Annotated in this window: 1 protein-coding gene; it reads right to left on the minus strand. The window is 27.0% G+C overall.

Going from position 1 to position 1443, the window contains the following annotated elements; genetic code table 11:
- Positions 1 to 20 precede the first annotated feature (20 nt).
- A complete protein-coding gene (locus tag Tmeso_RS15755; RefSeq protein ID WP_099192875.1) occupies positions 21 to 1325 on the minus strand; it encodes an IS701 family transposase in 1305 nt (434 codons plus the stop codon).
- Positions 1326 to 1443: the final 118 nt, after the last annotated feature.

Raw genomic sequence — 1443 nt, forward strand, 5'->3', positions numbered from 1 at the left:
ACACCACTTTACAAGAAAATCTAACTTGCTAAATCTTCTATATTAATATATCTACATAGGTATGGAATGCGAGATAGATTTTTCTTGATTTGCTGTATTTTCAACAACTTGCTAAAAAATAGTTCTTCTCTAATGGCTTCGCCAACTACATGCTTAACTTCTTGCGGACTACAGAATCTATACTCTTTAAGAGTACAACTAATAAAAGGTAGTAAACTCATAGCAGAATAGGCTACCCCTATAAAATTTATATATTTTTCTATAGACACTTTACTTCTAATCATATATGTTCCTAATGACCAAAATAATTTTTGCTGATAAAACATGACTTCAATATTCCATCTCATTCTATATACATCATATATATTAGAATCTTCATTCTTACTATTTTTATTATACTTACTCTGTACATCTTCTAACTCTATAGTACTTAGATACATTCTTACAGATGAAAATGTGTTTATATCATTTGTTGTAACTGCTATTATTACAGGTCTCTTTGATAGATTTGTTATGCATTTAACTGTAGCTATATAGAATTCATTTTCTTGTACATAATCAAATCTTTTGTAATTTAATCTATTACCTTTTGTTCTAGGTCTACCTCGTTTCCCCGTAGGGACTGGCTTTAAGTCATATAAAACTGTATCACTACGTACAGCACCAATGACATCTAAGTTTTTATACTCTTTTGTAATTTCTAGAAATGGTTTTTTAGTGTACCAACTATCACACAAAACAATAACTTGAAATCCATCTAATTCAGGCATCACAGCAGATATTAATTTCTTACCTAATTCTAATTTAGTGCATGATTTATCATAGAGTTTGTATCCTAAAGGTATTGTTATATATCTAAGTTCATTCTCTATTTGAATAGGTATATTCATTGCCATAGATACAATACAGTGACCGTTTATATATTTAGTCCCACTATGTTTGGCATGATCAAATAGTTTATATCTATGCTCAAATTTATCTCCAAATTTAGGTTGAAGCGTATCATCTATTGATAGATATATAGATTTACAGTTTTTATCAATTGAAGGTATTAATGATATACCTATTCTAGCTGTTGTTTTCATAATATCTTCTATGCAATGATTTTTATCATTTAAGAAATAGTAAAAGCTATTAAGCGATTTATTCCAGTATTTAGATATGAATTTTTCGTATAAATATTTAATAGATTGAACCTTTTGCATAGTGATAATAGCCAAAATCATAAGTACAAATAATTGAAAGCTACGCTTGTAGAAAATATCTCTATATAAAAATAAATATTTTTTTAATGTTTTTAAAGTTGATTTTTCGTTAATAATCATAATATAACTGAGCTCCTTATTTGTTATTTTTGGTTTTGTCACTAAAGATTATTAACAATTTAAGGCTCAGTTATGTTATTTTTTGAATTGAATTTATTCAATTACTTGTAAAGTGGTG

The organism is Tepidibacter mesophilus, assembly GCF_002724055.1.
In the GTDB taxonomy this organism is placed as follows: domain Bacteria; phylum Bacillota; class Clostridia; order Peptostreptococcales; family Peptostreptococcaceae; genus Tepidibacter_A; species Tepidibacter_A mesophilus.